At 55.6% G+C, this 19378-nt stretch carries 20 protein-coding genes; 10 read left to right on the plus strand and 10 right to left on the minus strand.

Features of this window, described 5'->3' with window-relative positions:
- Positions 1–6: 6 nt before the first annotated feature.
- The gene (gap, locus tag GO007_RS07095; protein ID WP_095097356.1) at positions 7–1005 is read right to left on the minus strand and encodes a type I glyceraldehyde-3-phosphate dehydrogenase; all 999 of its coding nucleotides are present in this window, start codon (positions 1003–1005) and stop codon (positions 7–9) included.
- 269 nt (positions 1006–1274) lie between these two features.
- On the opposite strand from gap, the gene GO007_RS07100 reads away from it, so the two are divergent.
- Positions 1275–1598 carry a hypothetical protein gene (locus GO007_RS07100; RefSeq protein ID WP_223261759.1) on the plus strand — a complete coding sequence of 108 codons (324 nt, stop codon included), beginning with the start codon at positions 1275–1277 and terminating at the stop codon, positions 1596–1598.
- A 52-nt stretch (positions 1599–1650) separates the two neighbouring features.
- Complete coding sequence (locus GO007_RS07105; RefSeq protein WP_095097362.1) at positions 1651–2037, plus strand: hypothetical protein; 387 nt, start codon at positions 1651–1653, stop codon at positions 2035–2037.
- Between the two features lie 11 nt (positions 2038–2048).
- On the opposite strand, the gene GO007_RS07110 is transcribed toward GO007_RS07105, so the two are convergent.
- Both GO007_RS07110 and GO007_RS07115 read right to left on the minus strand, forming a co-directional pair.
- Positions 2049–3620, minus strand: a complete 1572-nt coding sequence (locus tag GO007_RS07110; protein WP_095097365.1) for a sensor domain-containing diguanylate cyclase — start codon at positions 3618–3620, stop codon at positions 2049–2051.
- A 202-nt stretch (positions 3621–3822) separates the two neighbouring features.
- Positions 3823–4506 carry a phosphoglycerate mutase family protein gene (locus GO007_RS07115; RefSeq protein ID WP_143350145.1) on the minus strand — a complete coding sequence of 228 codons (684 nt, stop codon included), beginning with the start codon at positions 4504–4506 and terminating at the stop codon, positions 3823–3825.
- Between the two features lie 3 nt (positions 4507–4509).
- Here GO007_RS07115 and GO007_RS07120 point away from each other — a divergent pair, with 3 nt between their 5' ends.
- Together GO007_RS07120 and GO007_RS07125 are read left to right on the plus strand one after the other, a co-directional pair.
- Positions 4510–5517, plus strand: a complete 1008-nt coding sequence (locus tag GO007_RS07120; protein WP_095097371.1) for an alpha/beta hydrolase family protein — start codon at positions 4510–4512, stop codon at positions 5515–5517.
- A gap of 55 nt (positions 5518–5572) precedes the next feature.
- Positions 5573–6049 carry an NUDIX hydrolase gene (locus tag GO007_RS07125; protein ID WP_095097374.1) on the plus strand — a complete coding sequence of 159 codons (477 nt, stop codon included), beginning with the start codon at positions 5573–5575 and terminating at the stop codon, positions 6047–6049.
- Positions 6050–6260: 211 nt separating this feature from the next.
- Here GO007_RS07125 and GO007_RS07130 read toward each other — a convergent pair whose 3' ends face one another.
- The 3 genes from GO007_RS07130 to GO007_RS07140 are packed head-to-tail and all read right to left on the minus strand — an operon-like array spanning position 6261 to position 9136.
- Entirely contained in the window at positions 6261–7169 is a 909-nt protein-coding gene (locus tag GO007_RS07130) for an alpha/beta hydrolase (protein ID WP_095097377.1), read from the minus strand.
- Entirely contained in the window at positions 7159–8055 is an 897-nt protein-coding gene (locus tag GO007_RS07135; protein WP_095097380.1) for an alpha/beta fold hydrolase, read from the minus strand. The genes GO007_RS07130 and GO007_RS07135 overlap by 11 nt, the downstream gene beginning before the upstream one ends.
- Before the next feature lie 25 nt (positions 8056–8080).
- Positions 8081–9136 (minus strand): sugar phosphate isomerase/epimerase family protein, encoded by a 1056-nt coding sequence (locus GO007_RS07140; protein WP_095097383.1) that lies wholly within the window; start codon positions 9134–9136, stop codon positions 8081–8083.
- A gap of 140 nt (positions 9137–9276) precedes the next feature.
- Here GO007_RS07140 and GO007_RS07145 point away from each other — a divergent pair, with 140 nt between their 5' ends.
- The 6 genes from GO007_RS07145 (at position 9277) to GO007_RS07170 (ending at position 13941) form a co-directional block, all read left to right on the plus strand.
- Positions 9277–9870, plus strand: a complete 594-nt coding sequence (locus GO007_RS07145) for a TetR/AcrR family transcriptional regulator (RefSeq protein ID WP_095097386.1) — start codon at positions 9277–9279, stop codon at positions 9868–9870.
- A 547-nt stretch (positions 9871–10417) separates the two neighbouring features.
- A complete protein-coding gene (locus GO007_RS07150) occupies positions 10418–10816 on the plus strand; it encodes a hypothetical protein (protein WP_095097389.1) in 399 nt (132 codons plus the stop codon).
- A 493-nt stretch (positions 10817–11309) separates the two neighbouring features.
- Complete coding sequence (gene cybB / locus GO007_RS07155) at positions 11310–11837, plus strand: cytochrome b561 (protein WP_095097392.1); 528 nt, start codon at positions 11310–11312, stop codon at positions 11835–11837.
- A gap of 107 nt (positions 11838–11944) precedes the next feature.
- Positions 11945–12418 carry a GNAT family N-acetyltransferase gene (locus tag GO007_RS07160; RefSeq protein ID WP_095097395.1) on the plus strand — a complete coding sequence of 158 codons (474 nt, stop codon included), beginning with the start codon at positions 11945–11947 and terminating at the stop codon, positions 12416–12418.
- A 104-nt stretch (positions 12419–12522) separates the two neighbouring features.
- Complete coding sequence (locus GO007_RS07165; RefSeq protein ID WP_041147608.1) at positions 12523–12798, plus strand: metal/formaldehyde-sensitive transcriptional repressor; 276 nt, start codon at positions 12523–12525, stop codon at positions 12796–12798.
- Positions 12799–12822: 24 nt separating this feature from the next.
- Complete coding sequence (locus GO007_RS07170; protein WP_095097398.1) at positions 12823–13941, plus strand: S-(hydroxymethyl)glutathione dehydrogenase/class III alcohol dehydrogenase; 1119 nt, start codon at positions 12823–12825, stop codon at positions 13939–13941.
- A gap of 124 nt (positions 13942–14065) precedes the next feature.
- On the opposite strand, the gene GO007_RS07175 is transcribed toward GO007_RS07170, so the two are convergent.
- The 4 genes from GO007_RS07175 to pcaH all read right to left on the minus strand — a co-directional run bounded on the left by GO007_RS07175 (position 14066) and on the right by pcaH (position 19240).
- Positions 14066–16438, minus strand: a complete 2373-nt coding sequence (locus GO007_RS07175) for a membrane-bound PQQ-dependent dehydrogenase, glucose/quinate/shikimate family (RefSeq protein ID WP_095097401.1) — start codon at positions 16436–16438, stop codon at positions 14066–14068.
- Positions 16439–16787: 349 nt separating this feature from the next.
- Positions 16788–17711, minus strand: a complete 924-nt coding sequence (locus GO007_RS07180; RefSeq protein ID WP_095097404.1) for a LysR substrate-binding domain-containing protein — start codon at positions 17709–17711, stop codon at positions 16788–16790.
- A gap of 171 nt (positions 17712–17882) precedes the next feature.
- Positions 17883–18503: a protocatechuate 3,4-dioxygenase subunit alpha gene (gene pcaG / locus GO007_RS07185; protein WP_095097407.1), complete on the minus strand. Its 621-nt coding sequence runs from the start codon at positions 18501–18503 to the stop codon at positions 17883–17885.
- Positions 18500–19240, minus strand: a complete 741-nt coding sequence (gene pcaH / locus GO007_RS07190) for a protocatechuate 3,4-dioxygenase subunit beta (protein WP_095097410.1) — start codon at positions 19238–19240, stop codon at positions 18500–18502. The genes pcaG and pcaH overlap by 4 nt, the downstream gene beginning before the upstream one ends.
- Positions 19241–19378: the final 138 nt, after the last annotated feature.

The following is a 19378-nucleotide window of genomic DNA, read 5'->3' on the forward strand; positions in this document are numbered from 1 at the left end:
TACAACCTATTTAGCAAACTTATCCAGCACGCGGATGAGCTGGGTGACGAAGCCGTATTCGTTGTCGTACCACGCCACGGTTTTGACCAGCTGAACGTCGCCTGCCTCGGCGATTTCAAGCTGGGTGGCGTCGTAAATCGAGCCAAAGTGGCTGCCAATCACGTCGGAAGAGACGATCTCCTCTTCGGTATAGCCGAAGGATTCATTATTCGCCGCCGCGTTCTTCATCGCCTGATTGACCTCTTCGGCGGTCACCTTTTTCTCAAGAATCGAGACCAGTTCGGTGACCGATCCGGTTTTGGTCGGCACGCGCTGGGCGTGGCCTTTCAGCCTGCCGCTGAGCTCAGGAATGACCAGACCAATCGCCTTCGCCGCCCCGGTAGTGTGCGGGATGATGTTTTCCGCCGCCGCGCGCGAGGCGCGTAGATCTTTGCCGCGCGGGCCGTCGACCAGCGACTGGGTGCCGGTGTAGGCGTGAATGGTGGTCATCGTGCCGAGCCTGATCCCGAACGCATCGTGGAGCACTTTGGCCATCGGCGCCAGGCAGTTGGTGGTGCAGGAGGCGACGGAGATAATGGTGTCGTCTGCGGTGAGGGTGTCGTCATTGACGTTGTAGACGATGGTTTTCATCTCCCCGGCGGGGGCGGAGATCAGAACCTTTTTCGCCCCGGCGCTCAGGTGAGCCTGGGCTTTCTCCGTCGAGGTATAGAAACCGGTGCACTCCACGATAAGCTCCGCGCCTGTGCTTTTCCACGGAATGTGCCGGGCCTCTTTCTCGGCGTAGACGGTGATGGTCTTACCGTTAACGATCAGCGCGTCGTCGGTGTAGTCTACGCTCCACGGGAAGGGACCGTAGTTAGAGTCATGTTTTAACAGATAGGCCAGCACTTTAGGCGAGGTGAGATCGTTAATTGCCACCACTTCCAGCGGGCTGTTAACTTCCAACAAACGGCGTAATACCAGACGTCCGATACGACCAAATCCATTAATTCCAAGCTTGCTCATGGAAAATCTCCTGGTGAGTCGGTTAGAGGGTAAAACTCATACAGGCATACTCCAGTCGGCCGGCCTGGGCAACCAGCAAAATCGGCCTCGTGGCTAAGCTTTTGAAAAAACGCTACAGAAAAATTAATGCATTCGTTCATCATCTGGCGGCAGGAAGTCGGGCCGATAAAACGGGACGCGTTCTGTTTCCGCTGTTATAAAAACGGCTTTCTTTTATGGCGCTCAGGAACGCCTTGCCCAATCGTCCACCCCGGCGGTTTAGGAGTTAAATGATGTCAAAAAAACGCAGGATCGGCCGGCTGATCGCGGCAGGAAAAACGCCCCCCGCGCGGTTAACTCTTCAGGCAGAGATTGAGGCGCTGAAGATACCGCCCCGCACCAGAGCGGAAGCAAAGCGGCAGCTGGCAATAAAGCTTCGTCTGCTGAAGAGCGGGGCGCTGAACGAACAATCATTAAGAGAGCTGGAGAAAAGGGCGGCACAGGATTTATCATTAGCCAACGCGCGCAGATTTGAAGCGGGCGTTGTCGATGCGGTTACTACAGAAAAAATCTCCTTAGCGCATAAAAAATGGCGCGGCCGGACGGCAGATTAGCGCGGTACGATCTTTCTGCCGCGGGCGAATTTATGGATAAAAGGTGTTAGCAATGAATCTATCGGGTAGCTGTTTTCTGGCTGTATTGACGCTGGGTAGCGCCTCGTTTGCGGTGACGGCGAAAACAACGTCGGTTAAGTGCTCCTACCCGACCTATAGTGACCAAAGCGGCAATCATGTCGCTAAAAACCCGATGGTGTTGACGTTTATCATCGATAGCGGAACAAGCAAGGCCTATATGGCCGGAAACGCCGGTTCGACCGAGGTAGCCATCGTGCCAAACGGCGTAGACGGCATGTCTTTTATTGAAACGTCAGAGGTCGGTAACGTCACCGTTACTACAATGACGAGGAGCGGTGATTCGGTGCATAGCCGCAATACGGTTATGCCGGGAGGCATTTTCGCCTCTCAGCATTATGGAACCTGCGTGGCGCAGTAACTTTCGCCAGTTCAGATGCGGGAAAATCCCCCGGCGTCGTCGATAACCACGGTGTTACGACCGGAACGTTTGGCTTCATAGAGCGCCAAATCAGCTTTGCGAAGGACGGTGTAAACATCGTTTTCGTTATCGCTGAACCCGGCAACGCCGAGGGAAATGGTCACTTTCCCGGCGTGGGGGAAATCGGCATTTTCGATCCCCACCCGGATGCGTTCAGCCGCCGCCGCCGCCGCTGTCAGGCCGGTATCCGGCAGGAACACCACAAACTCCTCACCGCCAAACCGACAGGCAACCTGCCCGTCGGCGCAGAGGTTGCGCAGCTTCTCACTGAATGTGACCAGCACCGCATCGCCGCCGTCATGCCCGTGCAGATCGTTAATCTTTTTAAAATGGTCTATATCAATCGCGATGATGCAGCGCTCGGCGGAATGGAGGGATTGTTTCAGCAGGGTGCTGAAACCTTTGCGGTTATAGAGTCCGGTCAGCGGGTCCGTCATCGTTTCATCGCTGAGGGCGTTTACCCGCCTGGCCATTATTTGCAGATGCAGGCTGAAAGCCTCTTTAAGACGTTCCGCTTCCTTGTACCAGACGTTAATATTGGCCAGCTTTTTGAGCGTGGACTCATTGTTTTCCGCGCGCGTGAATTCTGCGAGTTTCTCCAGCGGAGCCGAAATGATGGCAGCAAAAATCGTTACGGTCGTCACCGTGAGGATGATGATCGCGAGCGTGAACCAGAACGCGTTCACTACCGTCTGCATTAATATACGGGATACGCTTTCCGATGCCCCCGAGATGATAACCTTCCAGTCGGCCTGCTTCAGGCTGGCGTAGCCAACCAGGTTGCCGCCGCTTTTACCATCGCCAAAAAAGTGCCCGTTTTGCGTTTTGATAATCTGTTCCTGCAGGCCGGGAGCAGATTTAAATCCGCCGCCCACTCGTGTCGGATCGCGATTAAAGATTATTTTACCTTCATTATTAATGACGCTGACGTCCGTTGTATTTTCGTAAAAATGCATGCTTAGAATATCGCTGAGCATGCTCTCTTTTTGCAGATAGATGCTGCCGCCGATATAACCGAGATAGTCGCCGCCGGGGCTAAATAATGGCTGCGAGACAAACACGACGTAATTACCCGCCGCCGATATAAAAGGTTCAGAGATAAAGAGCTTTTTTGAGGCTATGGCCTGCCGGCTGGCGCCAGAGTGCAGCTTTATCCCCACCAGCTTCAGGCTCTCCGGAGAGGCGGCAGCAATAACGGCGTTGGAATTAACAATTACCACCGAGTTGAAAAAGCCGGACTGCAGGCGCAGCCGGTCAGCTTCATTTTGCAGCTGGCCGCGGTCGTTAAGGGCTTTTATCTGCCCGGCGCTGTAGGCCAGCTCCCGCTGCGCCGTCACCAGGTAGCGGTCGGTGGTATCCGCCAGTTTACGGGCGTAGGCGAGGTTGTTCTCGAGTAACCGATCCTCAATGTTGCCCTTCTGGAAAAGCGTCAGGGCGCTGAGCAGCAGCATTGATGTCAGCAGGATCCCTCCGACGGACAACATCAGCATGAGAGTGCGCAGATGCAGTTTTTTCCTTGGCATAAGTTTTCACGTATTTTAAAAATTTTCTGCATTTTATCAGCTTTTTAGCGCAGAACATAAGCAGCTTCTGCTGCTCTATCGCTTGATCGCAAGTTCCGGCTAGCGGGCGGCGGCCGGGATTATGGCGCGCCGTGCTACTGGGCGTCGATCGATTTTGTCCATGCCATATCAGCGATACCGAATCGACGACGCCCTTAGAGACTTACCGTGGGGAACGATACGTTACCCGGCTCCAGTAGCCTGAGCCGGTACCCGCAATTTTTATCCAGCCCAGACGCGTTAATTCCAGCGCAATAAAGTTGTTTAAGAGGCCGTGGCCCATGCTGACAACGTGCCCGTGCTGCGCCGCCGTGTCGATCAGCTCCCGCGCCATTTTTGCTGCTCGCGCCCGGACTTCAGCTTTTGATTCAGATCCCGCCGCAAGATCAAAAAACCAGAGCAGGCGGAACAGCATCAGCCAGATACCCGCGGGGAATTTTATTAGCGCTACGTTGATAACGGGCAGCGGCGCTTCGCTGAGGTCGCGGAGTATGGCATCCGGGTTCACCCCCAGCGCAGATAGAGACGAAAGCGCGCGCGGCAGGGGGCTGCAGACAAAATAATCGCCGGCCTCGCAGGCGGATTTTGTCTTCGGAGAGGGCATTTCAGCTACCGTGGCAGCGTTATAATCCGCTATCCAGGCAGGCATTTCGCTGGCTTTAAGCCACAACAAACCCCGGTTCTTTACGCCGTCAGGCTTCCCGTGCCGTATTAAGGTAATGTCCATATTGGCATCGTCTGGTAATGAAATGAGTGGAGGCAATATAACATTGATGATAGTTTTCATATGCCGGTTTCTATCGTAATAAATTATTCTTTTAATATGCTCGGCTGAATAAAAAGACATCAGATGAAATACCTTATCTTCTTCTTTGCCGCGATCGTCATTTTTTGTGCTTTCTTCGTTATTCGCCTGTCAGATTTTGATCTTTCTGGTTATGGAAAACAGAGAGAAATATCATTTCAGCACCATCAGGATATTTTACACGGGACGTTAATTCTTCCTCCTGGTAAAGTTAATCCACCGGTGGTGCTTATCGTTCACGGCGACGGTGCCCAGGATCGCTGGTCCGCAGACGGGTATATTCCGCTTGTTAAGTTCCTGGTGGCCCAGGGAATAGCCGTTTTTTCATGGGATAAACCCGGCGTAGGAACAAGCACCGGGAACTGGCTGGCGCAGACAATGGCGGATCGCGCAGAAGAAGCGGCAATGGCATTACAAAAAATGAAACAACAGCCTGAGTTGAAAGACAGTCGTGCGGGATTTCTCGGATTTTCGCAGGCCGGATGGGTCGTGCCGCAGGCTAGCCAGCTGGCTCTCCCCGATTTTGCCGTGCTGGTCGGTGCGGCGATAAACTGGCGAAATCAGGGCGTATACTATCTGGAGCAACGGCTCAAATTTGCCGGGCGTTCGGCCGTTGAAATTGACCAGACTAAAAAACTTGAAGAAGAGACCTTTGACAGACAGTTTACGGAGGAAGCTGCTGCACATCCTTGCCTGTCTCGCTGTACCCGGCAGGACTTCGAGCGCAGAAATTCCCGCGCGGATGCAACCAAAGAGATCTCCGGGATGCATACTCCCGCGTTAATCATGATGGGAGAGAACGATCGAAATGTGGACCCGAATGAAACAGTCGAGGTCTGGGCCAGGAAGTTACCAGAGAGCACTCCCCGGTGCATCCAACTGGTTGCCGGTGCGACTCACGGGCTCCTGCGCAGTAGATGGTTTGATTACCAGCTTCCCTCACAGCTGCCGCTGTGGAAACAAGGCCTGTTTCTGTTGTTGGGGCAATATGCGTATTCACCCGCAGCACTCACTGCTGTTTCGCACTGGGTCCTTAACCAGAAATGCGGTTAATGAACTTCACGCTGACGGCTGACTAAATGGTTAACACTTTATGTAAGGGGGATTTGTGCGCACTCGCCCATCATCTCGATTAATAGTTCTTTCGCCTGAAAATCACGTCTTGCTCTTTTGCTTCTGCCATACAGATGACGCTTTGAGCGGCAGGACATATTGGGCAACGCCGGGTGGAGGGCTTGAACACAATGAATCCTTCGAGCAGGCTGCTTTACGCGAATTACTTGAAGAAACGGGTCTGATAAGAACAGCTGCAGGACCGCAGATCGCATCCAGATCCTTCACCATGATGCTAGCTGATGGGGAGACGGTTGTTGCTGATGAGCGTTTCTTCATTATTAATACAAATACATCAGATATCGACCACTCAAGGTGGAGTAGCAACGAAAAAAAAGTCATTCGCGATCACTACTGGTGGACAATAGAAGAGCTCAGACATACCGATGAAATCATCTTCCCACTCGATTTGATCATCAACATTCTTGAAAGCAGGTTAACCGACTCCCCGGTATTTAACGTGTCGAAATGACCTTGATGTTCGCTTCTGGCATGCAATGAACATCTGAACTTAGCCCATCACTCCCATAGCAAATGTCGCTTTTACATATTGCGAGCGGATGCTTAGGGCAAACGGCACGTCCCTGACTTTTTTCACCACTAAGCGCCCGGCTGAACTGGACCACAGGGCGATCGGTGACACCAGGCGACGGGGACGCGCCTACGGGCGAGCTGATATTTCCTTAACTGCTCGCCAGCTCGAACAGCCGACGCGTCGCGGGAGTCAATCCTGACATATGAATGCAGGCGTGCACCATGCCCGGCAGTCGCTCGCAGCGTACCGCTACGCCAGCTTCCTGCAGCCGAAGCGCATACCGTTCGGCCTCATCGCGCAGCGGATCGTATTCGCAGCTCAGGATGGTTGCCGGCGGCAAACCGCACAGTGAAGTCGCGTGCAGCGGTTCGGCATGAGGATGACGGCGTTCTCCCAGATAGCTGTGCCAGCAAAATGCCATCGCATCACGCGTTAAATAATAGCCCTCAGCAAACTCGCGATAGCTCCCGGTTGCCATATCGCGACTTAACGCCGGATACAGCAGCAGCTGATGCTCAATGCGAGGACCGCCGCGATCCCGCGCCAGTAGCGCGGTTGCCGCCGCGAGATTCCCGCCGGCGCTATCGCCGCCCACCGCCAGGCGGTTGCTATCGATGCCCAAACGCTGCGCCTGTGCGTAAACCCAGCATAGCGCCTGATAAACATCCTCTAACGGTCGCGGAAATGGGTGCTCTGGCGCCAGCCGGTAATCCACTGACACTATTATCCGCCCGGTGGCATTGGCCAATGCCTGACAAGGCCGATCGTACAGCGCCAGCGATCCCAGACACCAACCGCCGCCGTGAGCAAACAGCATCGCTGGCTGCGCGGTTTCAGTATTTAAGCCAACGGGCGTATAGGCGCGAAGGGCAATACCGTAGCCATCATCAACGATGGCGACATAATCTTTGAAGCCATCGTTGATTTCCATCTCTCCCTGTAGCTGAAGCAAATCGGCTTCAGCGGCCGCGCGCATCTCGCCCAGCGACGCTGGCGGCAATGCGCTCCTTTGCGATGAAGCGGCGAGGAAGCCGGCAATATGCGGATCAAGCGGCATAGTGAGTCTCCTCTGAAAGAAAGGGGACGATCAGCCCGATAAAATCCTCATGACACTCTTCGGTAATAAAATGACCACACCCGGCCACCGTCTCGCCGCGCAGATCGTGAGCATTGCCGTGCAGCGTTGCCAGCGGCGCATCAGCCGTTGCATATTCTGCTCCCACCGTAAGCACCGGCATTGTTAAAGGCACTTGCTTGCGGAGCTGGTTCTGCCGAATGGTCTCCGGGATCGCGCGATAGTAATCGAAGCCCGCGCGCAGCCCGCCCGGAGCAGAATAGGCGGCGATATAAACCTCTGCGGCTACCCGATCGCGGCGATGAGACCAGCGGTTGAAAATATAGCTGAGATATTGTGATTCACGGCCGTAGGTCAGGGTTTCCGGTAAATCGGCCAGCTGATTGAACATGAAGTGCCAAAGGAAAATATTCTCTTCCGGCGCGACAAAAATCGACGGGGCAGGGGCCAGCCCCGGGATCACCGCTTCTGTCAGCACAAGTCGCTCAATCGCCTGCGGAAAATCGCTCGCTATGGCGTAGCCAATCCACATGCCAATATCGTGGCCCACCAGGCTGTAGCGCGTATGCCCCAGCTGCGCCATGACTGCGTGCAGCACGGCGCCAACGCTTCCGGTATCGTAGCCGCCATGGGGCTTATCGGAATCGCCGATGCCGGGAGGGTCAACGGCGATCGCCTGAAAACCGGCGTCGGCAAGCGCGCGGATGACGTAGCGCCAGGTATACCAGGTCTGGGGCCAGCCGGGTATCAGCAGTACCGGCTGCCCTTTTCCCGCCACGGCGCAGTGGATGCGCTGCCCGTTGACCTTAGGATAGACGTGTTGCACCTCAAGATCCGCGTAGAGGATCTCGCCGTATTGTTGTTCCATGAGGGATTCCTTGAAATATTCTGGCCTAGCGTATGCCGAGTAATTTTTTGATTTGATGAGGATTTACCGGCGCGCCGGCGAAGTCGTCGAACACCTTATCGGTGATATGAATAATGTGGTTGCTGATGAACTCTGCCCCCTCCCGGGCACCGTCCAGCGGATTCTTCAGGCAGCACTCCCACTCCAGCGTTGCCCAGCCGGCGTAATCGTATTGCGCAAGCTTCGCGAAAATGGCTTTGAAATCAACCTGACCGTCACCCAATGAGCGGAAGCGGCCCGCGCGATCGATCCATGATTGATAGCCGCCGTAGATCCCCTGACGGCCGGTGGGATTAAATTCGGCGTCTTTAACGTGGAACATATTGATGACGTCCTTATAAATATCAATAAATTCCAGGTAGTTGAGCTGCTGTAGCACCATATGACTCGGGTCAAAAAGTACCCGGCAGCGGGGATGTTCGCCCACCCGCTGGTGGAACATTTCGAACGTCACGCCATCGTGTAGATCTTCGCTCGGATGGATTTCATAGCACAGATTAATACCCTGCTCATCGCAGGCGTTGAGTACCGGCAGCCAGCGCCTGGCAAGCTCGTCGAAGGCGGTTTCGATTAGCCCGGCCGGACGCTGCGGGAACGGAAACAGATAAGGCCAGGCCAGCGAGCCGGAAAAGGTGCCCAGTTCGCTGAGGCCAAGGCGCGCGGAGGCTTTGACGGCCATCAGCAGCTGTTGCCGTGCCCACTCGCCGCGGGCTTGCGGATTGCCGTGTACCTCGGACGGCGCAAAGCTGTCACATAAGCTGTCGTAGGCCGGATGTACCGCCATTAGCTGGCCGAAGATATGGCTGGTTAGTTCGCTGACTACCAAACCGTGTTCCGCCAGCATACCGGTAAGATCGTCGCAGTAGGTCTGGCTTTCCGCCGCGGTTGCCACGTCGAAGAGACGCCGATCCCATGCCGGGATTTGCAATGCCTTAAAACCGGTTTCTGCGGCCCATTGGGTAATCGCAGCCAGGCTGTTGAACGGGGCGACCTCGTCGCTAAACTGAGCGAGATGGAGGCCTGGACCTTTGAGGGTTTTCATCGTAAACTCCTATTGTTTGTCGATTGACAAACAATAGGAGTAAAAACGGATTACCGCAAGCAAAATTATAAATGCGTTGGTAATCTCAACGATTTAAGCGATCCTTGATCGCTAAATATCGGACCAACTGGAGCAACGTAATGGCAGGCAGACCGCGCGAATTCGATCGTGAACTGGCGCTTTTGAAAGCGCGTAATCTATTCTGGCGACAGGGCTATGAAGGGACGTCAATGTCGGATTTGGTGGCGGAACTGGGCATCGCTTCCGCGCGTATTTACAAGGCATTCGGTTCAAAAGAACAGCTTTTCCGGGAAGCGATCGCTGACTACGAAAATCAGGAAGGGGGCTTCGCGGATCGCGCCTTTGCCGCCGAGGGCAACGTGCGGGAGGCAATCAAAACGCTGCTGATGGATGCTGTGCGCCTCTACTGCCAACCGGACCTGCCGCAAGGATGTATGGTGGTTGCCTCCGCTGCCAGCGTCAGCGTGGAAAATGACGACATCAAAACCTGGCTGGCTCAGCATCGTCTCCAGCGCACGCAGCAGATTATCGACCGGCTGCGTCAGGCGGTGCATAGCGGCGAGCTGCCTGCCACTACCGATGCTGACAGCCTTGGCGATTATTTCGCCGCCTTTTTGCACGGCCTGTCGGTTCAGGCTCGCGATGGTGTTGCCGAATCGCGATTGCTGGCGGCGGCTAATGTGGCGCTAACCGCACTACCATATACAGATTAAGTTATTTTCGTTGGCAATGGCGTGAAGCAGGCGAACGGCAAAGTTTCCCTCGCGTAGCTGCGCACGCGGATGGATATCTGCGGCCGTGAGTAGATGATCAACATCATTGGTCTTATTTTTGCTGATGTTAATCTCTCCTGTCTGAAGGTTGATATCTTCTCAAGCCGAAGCACCCCATGCCGCAAACCGGTGTGTACCGCGACAATCCATATCAATGCGTGCCTACGAGAATGTTTGGTAATCAGATGTGCCAGGAGGGGAGAAGGGGTTTTTGGGTTACCTTTAAATTTTTAACATTCTCATGGGGAGAGCGTGTATTGAACGGGCTTTGACTGGCTAAATCAGCATCCGAGAGAAAGACCGCGCAGCGTGCGCGGCAGTCCGGCCGCCCGCGAGCGTAAAATTGAACTGGATCTCTACTCATAATTCCCCAGAATGACAGTGAAAGCGCTTTCTGCTCCCCTGGCAGTCCCCATTATGCTAAGTTTTAGGGGCCATCTGTCTTACGAGAGTCTTAACTCAGGAGATAATTCTAAGGAGAGTAAATATGGCCATGTTTGGGAAAGTAACACTTAGCATGTTCTGTCTTGTTTTTGCGAAATTTGCATTCTGTGCAGAAAAAGGGCTCAATTACGAATCAAATAATAAGACATTCACCTTAAAAGAAGAGTGTATTTCATCTTTGGTGATGAATAATTATATGTTTGATTCAAAAGAATATTACTCGCTGAGCGTGCGTTTAAAAAATAGTCGAAATTGTTCTCTGGCGTTAAATGGCATAATAGAAGAAAATATCGGGAATCACTTGCGCATATATTTCAACTCTGATTTGCTGATTGATAGTTATATTGCGGGGAAGCTTAATACTGAAAATGGCTTCAAAATGCCTTTGGACAGTAAGAAGTTGGGCGATAAAATTCTTTCATTTTATCACAAGAATAGTTAAGTGAATGTATCTATGAAATTACAGTCGCCCTGATTTGGGGTGACGGTATGCTTAATCATCTTTTGCGGAAATCTACCGTTACCGTAACGGGAACTGAGTGAGATTTTACTCGTACAGAAGAATGCCCGGCCCAGGTAGCCGTTAACGAGAAATAACCAGGTCCACGGTCCAGATGGTCTTAATCTGATTATGCTCTGGATACTTACATGTGTTCAAACATAAAAATCTTCCCGAAACTCGTGAGTTTGATGGCGAAAATAGGTCGTATTTTAGGGGGGATTGGGGGGCGAAAAGTATCTTAGGGGCGCTTTTGAGGGCGTTAAAAACGCCGCAAACGACCAACAATCTCCTTCAGCCTTACAGCTTAACTTCTTGTATTGCCACTAAATGCATGATTCCTCGCGATTGTTTCTTATAAGTACGTAAAAGTTAATGAATTTTTAATAAAAGGCCGTTATGTTGTCGGCATCACACTTTTGTTAAGGGTTTTCCCATGCGCGATAAATACTCCGGCCTGCAGATAGGCATCCACTGGCTGGTATTTTTATTAGTGGTTGGCGCCTATGCCGCTATGGAGCTGCGGGGCTTTTTCCCTCGCAGCGACCGGCCGCTGATTAACATGATTCATGTATCCTGCGGTATTTCCATCTGCGTACTGATGGTGGTACGACTGCTGGTGCGCCTGAAATCTCCCGTGCCGCCGATTGTGCCGAAGCCATCGCCGATGATGACCGGTTTCGCGCACCTGGGGCATCTGGTTATCTATCTGCTGTTTATCGCCTTACCGATCGTCGGCATGGTCATGATGTATAACCGCGGCAACCCGTGGTATGCGTTTGGCCTGACGATGCCCTTTGCGGCGCAAAGTAATTTTGAGCTGGTGGATACGCTGAAGGGCGTACACAGCCTGCTGGCGAATACCGGCTACTTTGTCGTTGGCCTGCATGCGCTGGCCGCGCTGATGCATCACTATTTGTGGAAAGACAATACGCTGCTGCGCATGATGCCGCGCAAGCGCTAGCTGTGATTAGCTTTCTACGTTCAGACCCCGCCCTGTGCGGGGTTTTTTATTTCTTTTACCGCGGACTGTGATACATCTGATCGCACCAACGGGAAGAGGGGATAAAGATGAGAGTCAGACTTGCCGCGCCGGATGAAGCGCCAGCACTATGGGAAATCCGCAATCAGGCGATACGCCACGGCTGTCGTGAAAGCTATGACGCCGAGGTTCTGCAGGCCTGGACGCCGGATCTGATGCCGGAAGGCTATCGCCATGCGGTGCGCGACAACCCCTTTTATGTGATCGAAGAGGCGAACGGGCGCGCGGCAGCGACCGGCTATCTCGACCTTCGCGCCGGCAGCGTCGAGGCGATTTTTACCCGCCCGGAGTGCTTCGGTAAAGGTTACGCCGGGCTTATCGTGACGACGATAATCGCTGAAGCGCGTCGCCGGGGGCTGACGCGAATCACGCTGGAAGCCACGCCCAACGCCGCCGGTTTCTATCTGCGCCACGGCTTTGTGGCGCTCGGTGAAAAATGGCTGCCATCAAAGCTGGCCAATGCCGATTTACGCTGTGTGGATATGATGCTGGAGCTGAGCTGAGCCCAAAACTGCGCCGCTGTGCTACGGTTAAAGCGGCGTTTCAATTTGCCATACTGCTTAATTAAATATAGTATACCCCCCTATATGATATGGAGGGCGTCACCGTGCCACATTCACCTGAAGATAAAAAACGCGCCCTGAGCCGCGTGCGCCGTATTCGCGGGCAGGTCGAGGCGCTTGAGCGCGCGCTGGAGTCCGGCGAGTCCTGTATGACAATTCTGCAGCAGATCGCCTCAATTCGCGGCGCAACCAACGGTTTGATGGGGGAGATGGTGGAAATTCATCTCCAGGATGAGCTGGTAAGCGGCGAAACCACCCCCGACCAAAGAGCGATACGAATGGCGGAAGTCGGCCATCTGCTACGATCCTACTTAAAATAAATCATGACGAAGGAAGAGACCCTTATGAAATCACGTGCAGCAGTCGCGTTTGGCCCGGGCCAGCCGCTGAAAATCGTTGAGATTGACGTCGCGCCGCCGAAAAAAGGCGAAGTGCTGGTCAAGATCACCCACACCGGCGTCTGCCATACCGATGCCTTTACCCTCTCCGGGGACGATCCGGAAGGCGTGTTCCCGGCGGTGCTGGGGCATGAAGGCGGCGGCATTGTTGTTGAAGTCGGCGAAGGCGTGACCAGCCTGCAGCCGGGCGATCACGTTATTCCGCTGTACACCGCCGAGTGCGGCGAGTGCAAATTCTGTAAATCCGGCAAAACCAACCTCTGCCAGGCGGTTCGCGCCACCCAGGGCAAAGGCCTGATGCCGGATGGCACCACCCGTTTCTCCTACAACGGCGAGCCGATTTATCACTATATGGGCACCAGCACCTTCAGCGAATACACCGTTTGCGCGGAGATTTCGCTGGCGAAAGTTAACCCCCAGGCTCCGCTGGAGAAAGTCTGCCTGCTGGGCTGCGGCGTGACGACCGGGATCGGTGCGGTTCACAACACCGCGAAGGTGAAAGAGGGCGATACGGTAGCGGTATTCGGCCTCGGCGGAATCGGTCTGGCGGTTATTCAGGGCGCGGTACAGGCGAAAGCCGGGCGCATTCTGGCGGTCGATACCAATCCGGAAAAATTCACGCTCGCCAAAGAGATGGGCGCGACCGACTTTGTCAATCCGCGTGATTACGAAAAGCCGGTGCAGGACGTCATTGTTGAGCTCACCGACGGCGGCGTGGACTTCAGCTTTGAGTGTATCGGCAACGTCAACGTCATGCGTTCGGCGCTGGAGTGCTGTCATAAAGGCTGGGGCGAGAGCGTGATTATCGGCGTTGCCGGTGCGGGCCAGGAGATTAAAACCCGGCCGTTCCAGCTGGTAACCGGCCGCGTATGGCGCGGTTCCGCATTCGGCGGCGTCAAAGGGCGCACCCAGCTGCCGGGCATGGTTGAAGACGCGATGGCGGGGAAAATTCGCCTCGATCCGTTTATCACCCACCGCCTGCCGCTGGATCAGATCAACGAAGCGTTTGACCTGATGCACGAAGGTAAATCAATCCGTACCGTTATTCATTTCGGCGACCAGTAATCACCGGCAGCAGGCACAACGTGCCTGCGAGTGCCGACGCCGATCGTCAGAGGCGCTTCGCTGAGGCAAAAAAATACCTGCCGGTGGCTTCACCGGCAGGTATGAGTGTGACAAGACTCCGTGCTTACTGCTGGTCAGGCAGCGCGTAGGCGATGATATAGTCGCCGCGATCCGGAGACTGACGTGCGCCTCCGGCGTTGATGATGATGTACTGCTTGCCGGTTTTCGGCGAAACGTAGGTCATCGGACCGGACTGGCTGCCGACCGGCAGACGAGATTTCCAGATTTCCTTACCGCTGGCGGTATCAAACGCCCGCAGGTAGAAGTCCTGGGTGCCGGCGAAGAACAGCAGGCCGGACTGAGTAGACAGCGATGCGCCGAGCGTCGGCATGCCGATTGGAATTGGCATATGCATCCGAATCCCCAGCGGGCCGGTATCCTCAACGGTACCGACCGGCACCTGCCACACCAGCTTCCCGCTTTTCAGATCCACTGCCGACATCGTACCGAACGGCGGCTTCTGGCATGGAATGCCCAGCGGCGACAGGAAGCGTTCGCGCATTGCGCCAAACGGCGTGCCTTCCATCGGCACGATACCCATCTCAATCCCGCTGGCATTTTTGGCGACTTTGGCGCGCGGCACCATATAGTTTGCCAGGCCGAGACGCATATCGTTGACGAACATCAGACCGTTATTCGGGTCGACCGACACGCTGCCCCAGTTCATGCCGCCCAGCGAACCCGGATACTGCAATGAACGGTCTTCGCCCGGCGGGGTGAAAATGCCCTGATGGCGCATGGATTTAAAGGCGATACGGCAGATCAGCAGATCGACCGGCGTGGCGCCCCACATATCCGACTCTTTCAGCGTTTCGTTACCGATCATCGGCATGCCGACGGAGTAGGGCTGGGTCGGCGAGTAGCGCTCGCCTTCGACGTTGCCCTGCGGAACCGGGCGCTCCTCCACTTTGGCAACCGGCTCACCGGTTTCGCGGTTGAGCATAAAGATCATGCCCTGCTTGCTGGTCTGTACCAGTACCGGGGTGGTAGCGCCTTTACCATCCGGCAGGTCGTACAGCAGCGGCTGCGACGGCAGGTCAAAGTCCCACAGGTCGTGATGGGTCGTCTGATAGTGCCAGCGCACCTGGCCGGTGGTGGCATCGACGGCAACGATTGACGAGCTGTACTTATCGTCAAGCGCGGTCCGCTCGCCGCCAAAGAAGTCCGGCGTGGCGTTGCCGGTCGGCAGGTAGATCAGGTTCAGCTTCGCATCATAGGACATCGCTGACCAGACGTTAGGCGTACCGCGCGTGTAGGTTTGACCTTCCGGCGGCAGACCGGTCAGGTTTGGATTACCCGGATCCCACGCCCACGCCAGCTTACCGCTGTGGACATCATAGGCGCGTACCACGCCCGGAGGCTCGCCGGTGGAGAAGTTATCCGCCACGCGGCCGCCGACCACCACCACGTTCCCGGCCACCAGAGGCGTCGAGGTCTGCTGGTAGTAGCCCGCTTTGATCTCACCCATTCCAACGCTCAGGTCGACGACACCGTGTTCACCAAATTCTTCACACGGTTTGCCGCTATCGGCGTCGATGGCGATCAGGCGCGCGTCGGTTGTCGGCAGGAACAGACGACGGGAGCAGGCGGCGGGCTGAACGTCAGCCGCCGGAGCGGGCTGAGCCTCGCCGTCCGCGTAATAGCCGAGCCCGCGGCAGCGCTGCCAGTTTGGCGCGGTGGCCTTTGAGTCGTAGCGCCATTTTTCCTTGCCGCTATCAACGTCCAGCGCCAGCACCTTGCTGTAAGGGGTGCAGACATACAGCGTATCGCCGATTTGCAGGGGGGTATTCTGATCTTCGGCGCCGGAGCCGTTGCTCTGCGGAATATCCCCGGTATGGGCGACCCACGCCACCTGCAGCTGATTAACATTGTGCTTGTTAATCTGATCCAGCGCGGCGAAGCGATCGCCGTGGGTAGTATTGCCCCAGTGCTCCCAGTTTTTCTGCTGTTCGCCGGCGGCAACCGGCTTAACCGGTACCTCTTCGGTGGCGCTCACCAGCGGCTGCGCCTTGAACATCCAGCCGAAGCTGACGGCCAGCACGACCGCCAGCGCCGCCGCGAGGCCAAAGGCCGGGCCTTTTTTCGTCGCGTTAACCGAGAAGAACGGCCAGACGAGGGCCGAAAGGAGCGCCAGCGCGCCGAAGACAAACAGGCGCGAGAACAGCGGCCAGAAGGTCCATCCGGCATCGCTGATGGCCCAAACAATGGACGCGACAAACGCCAGCGCGTACAGTAGGATGCCGCTGCGGCGGTTGCGGAAGATGAGTACGGAGGCGATAACCATCGCCAGCCCCATCAGGCTGAAATAGAGGCTGCCGCCGAGCGTGGCGAGCTTTATGCCAGGAATACCGATGGCCAGGCCGATTATCAGCATCAGCCCGGCGAGAAGCCACTTCAGGATCCGGGGGAATCCTCGTGGCGCGTGACCCGTTGTCATGTTGTCTCCTTAACCACCCGTTCTCAGGGGTGAACCAAATGAATCAAAAATTTAATGTTTATCTTTTGAGTGAAGCGATAAATGGCTTCATGAAAGAGGGTTGATCGCTGATTTTGATTTCATATGAACCATATGGTGAAATCGTGGCAATAATAAATCTGTTACCGAAGTTTGCGCAATTGTTAATAAATAATTTCGCACTTATTGATTATGCTGCTAAGCAAACGGCGCTATCTGCGGTCGGTCGCCGCTGGCCTGCCGGGGGGAAACGTAGAGAGGACAGGGCGATGTCTGGTGGGGAGGAATAACCGATTTGCCCGGACAGGCGGCGATCTGTCCGGGACCAGGCTCAGGCCGGCATCGATTTTCGAATCGCGCTGAGCAGGATCTGCGCGCCGGAGGTGAGGGTGGCATCGACCCGGGTCAGAATACCGATCGGTTCACCGGCGCCCTGAGTTGGTACCGGCAGCGCGCTAAGCAGGCCGCGCCGCAGGTCGTCCTTCACCGCCCCGGAGGGGACGAACCAGATATAGTCATAATCGACGGTCAGCTGGCGCGACAGCGACGCCGAGAGCGTCTCTATACAGCCAGCGGGAATTTTACATCCCTGGCTTTGCAGCAGCGTTTCGGCATTCTGGCGGGGGATCGTCCCTTTAGGCGAAACGACGACCGGCCAGTCCATCACCCGGCTGAGCGTCACCGTCTCCTGCAGCAGCGGGTGCCCGGGGCGAACCACCAGCTTCAGGGATTCCAGAAACAGCAGCTCATAGTTCAGACCGCTCATCAGCTCCGGGTCGGACATGCGCCCGATGCCGATATCAATCTCCCCCGATTTAAGCCCCGCCAGCAGCATGGTGTTATTCATAGTGGCGACCTGCAGGGTGATATCTTTCTGCTGCTGGTGAAACTGGCCGATGACCGTCGGCAGAATGCCGAGGGCGGCGGTAGGCAGCGCGCCGATGCGCACCACGTCGGGATTCATTCCCTCTTTGCGGTTGAGCGCCTGGCCCGCGGTATTAAGCGCGTCGAGGACCTTTACCGCGTGGGTGAGAAACTGCTCTCCGACCAGCGTCAGCTGTGCGCCAAGCCGCCCGCGCTCAAAAAGCCGCGTTCCGGTCAGCTGCTCCAGCTCGTTCAGCGTTTTTGATAAAGCGGGTTGGCTAAGATTAAGTGTTTCAGCCGCACGCCCCAGCGTTCCCTGTTGAGCGACGGCCACGAAGGTGTGTAGATGGCGCAAGCGAATGCGCTGACTAAAGAGAACGTTTTTTTCCATAATTGATACTAAAAACAGAGCGGTATGAGTGACAAGCGATATTGTTTAAATTTGATAACCCAATGGCAAAATATTATTAACATTTACTCTTGTTATATTACAAATTCTTTTAGCCGACGCTAAAAAGACGATGCCCCGGGCTGTGCCGGGGCAAACGGGGGAAAAATGACCTCAAAGATCGAAAAAGACGGTTTCGTTCTCGCCCTGCAGATGAATATCGAAACGATAGACGATTTCGCCGCCGCGCGCTTCGCGCCGGGCGATTAGCGTCTGGCGGCGCACCTCCCACTCGATCAGGTTGAGCACCGGATCGGTTTGGTTGGCCTCCTGCTCGTCGGCAAAGTACATCCGCGTATTCAGGCCGATATTGATCCCACGCGCCACCACCCATAAGTTGACGTGCGGCGCCATCACCCGCCCGTCGCGGCCGACAACCGCGCCCGGCTTAATGGTTTCAAAGCGCCAGACGCCGGAGGCGAAGTCGGAGCAGCTGCGGCCCCAGCCGCGAAACGCCGGATCGCGCTTTTTGCCGGTCTGCCGGTCGTCGGGATGCGCGTAGCGCCCGGCGGCGTTGGCCTGCCAGATCTCCAGCAGCACGTCGCGCACCGGAGTGCCGGAACCGTCAATAACCCGGCCCTCAATGGTAATACGCTCGCCCTCGGTATCCGCAGTGGCGAGCTGCGGGCCAAAGTTATTTTCGAAAATGTGGAAGCCCGCGGCCTCTGGCGCAAGCCCGATATGAACATAGGGGCCGGCGGTTTGCGAGGCGGTTTCTGGTAAATAGTCTTTCATCGGGCGGCCCCCTGAGTGCGGTTTTCAAACAGCGTCGCGCGATGGCCGCGCAGCACCAGATCGAAGCGGTACGCCAGACAGTCCAGCGGCACGGCGGCATGGGTATCCAGTTCGGCAATCAAGGTGCGAACGGCATCGTCGTTATTGATGGTTTTGACGATCGGGCACTGCTTAATCAGCGGGTCGCCCTCGAAATACATCTGGGTGATCAGGCGCTGCGCCCACGCATCCCCGGAGAGGGAAAAGTGAATATGCGCCGGGCGCCAGTCGCTGACCTGATTGCGCCACGGATAGGGCCCCGGCTTGATGGTGCGAAAACAGTAGTAGCCGTTTTCGTCGGTCAGTACCCGGCCGCAGCCGCCAAAGTTGGGGTCAATGGGCGCCAGATACTGATCTTTTTTATGCCGGTAGCGGCCGCCGGCGTTGGCCTGCCAGACCTCCACCAGGGTGTTCTTCATCGGGCGGCCAAAGCCGTCGCGAACGTAGCCGTGCACGATAATACGCTCGCCGATCGGCAGGCCTTCTTTGGCATAGTTAAGGATAAGGTCGTTATCCAGCGGCCCGAGGTCATCGTGGCTGAACACCGGGCCGGTAATTTCAGAAAGCGAGTTCTGCAGGGAGATCAGCGCATTGCGCGGCGAGCGCAGGACGCTGGTTTTGTAGCCTGGGGCGTAAGCGGGAGGATGGCTGTTATAGTCGCGATGAAGCACCTCGCGCGGGGACCATTTATCGTTCATAGGGTACGTACTCCGTTTTATTCGGTACAGGGCATCTTGTTTTAATTTCGCCAGAAACAGTGTGTGTAAATGCTTTGTTAATTTAAAGTGAAATTAAAGGGTCTGTTTCATAACCCAGGGTTATGTCCTGCGCCGGGC

Origin of the sequence: Klebsiella sp. 10-1 (genome assembly GCF_009758445.1) — a bacterium.
In the GTDB taxonomy this organism is placed as follows: domain Bacteria; phylum Pseudomonadota; class Gammaproteobacteria; order Enterobacterales; family Enterobacteriaceae; genus Klebsiella; species Klebsiella scottii.

Bases quoted from the DNA above. Each gene is read 5' to 3' on its own strand.
- gap (WP_095097356.1), bottom strand. From the start codon at position 1,005: ATGAGCAAGCTTGGAATTAATGGATTTGGTCGTATCGGACGTCTGGTA.
- GO007_RS07100 (WP_223261759.1), top strand. From the start codon at position 1,275: ATGATGTCAAAAAAACGCAGGATCGGCCGGCTGATCGCGGCAGGAAAA.
- GO007_RS07105 (WP_095097362.1), top strand. From the start codon at position 1,651: ATGAATCTATCGGGTAGCTGTTTTCTGGCTGTATTGACGCTGGGTAGC.
- GO007_RS07110 (WP_095097365.1), bottom strand. From the start codon at position 3,620: ATGCCAAGGAAAAAACTGCATCTGCGCACTCTCATGCTGATGTTGTCC.
- GO007_RS07115 (WP_143350145.1), bottom strand. From the start codon at position 4,506: ATGTCTTTTTATTCAGCCGAGCATATTAAAAGAATAATTTATTACGAT.
- GO007_RS07120 (WP_095097371.1), top strand. From the start codon at position 4,510: ATGAAATACCTTATCTTCTTCTTTGCCGCGATCGTCATTTTTTGTGCT.
- GO007_RS07130 (WP_095097377.1), bottom strand. From the start codon at position 7,169: ATGCCGCTTGATCCGCATATTGCCGGCTTCCTCGCCGCTTCATCGCAA.
- GO007_RS07135 (WP_095097380.1), bottom strand. From the start codon at position 8,055: ATGGAACAACAATACGGCGAGATCCTCTACGCGGATCTTGAGGTGCAA.
- GO007_RS07140 (WP_095097383.1), bottom strand. From the start codon at position 9,136: ATGAAAACCCTCAAAGGTCCAGGCCTCCATCTCGCTCAGTTTAGCGAC.
- GO007_RS07145 (WP_095097386.1), top strand. From the start codon at position 9,277: ATGGCAGGCAGACCGCGCGAATTCGATCGTGAACTGGCGCTTTTGAAA.
- GO007_RS07150 (WP_095097389.1), top strand. From the start codon at position 10,418: ATGGCCATGTTTGGGAAAGTAACACTTAGCATGTTCTGTCTTGTTTTT.
- cybB (WP_095097392.1), top strand. From the start codon at position 11,310: ATGCGCGATAAATACTCCGGCCTGCAGATAGGCATCCACTGGCTGGTA.
- GO007_RS07160 (WP_095097395.1), top strand. From the start codon at position 11,945: ATGAGAGTCAGACTTGCCGCGCCGGATGAAGCGCCAGCACTATGGGAA.
- GO007_RS07170 (WP_095097398.1), top strand. From the start codon at position 12,823: ATGAAATCACGTGCAGCAGTCGCGTTTGGCCCGGGCCAGCCGCTGAAA.
- GO007_RS07175 (WP_095097401.1), bottom strand. From the start codon at position 16,438: ATGACAACGGGTCACGCGCCACGAGGATTCCCCCGGATCCTGAAGTGG.
- GO007_RS07180 (WP_095097404.1), bottom strand. From the start codon at position 17,711: ATGGAAAAAAACGTTCTCTTTAGTCAGCGCATTCGCTTGCGCCATCTA.
- pcaG (WP_095097407.1), bottom strand. From the start codon at position 18,503: ATGAAAGACTATTTACCAGAAACCGCCTCGCAAACCGCCGGCCCCTAT.
- pcaH (WP_095097410.1), bottom strand. From the start codon at position 19,240: ATGAACGATAAATGGTCCCCGCGCGAGGTGCTTCATCGCGACTATAAC.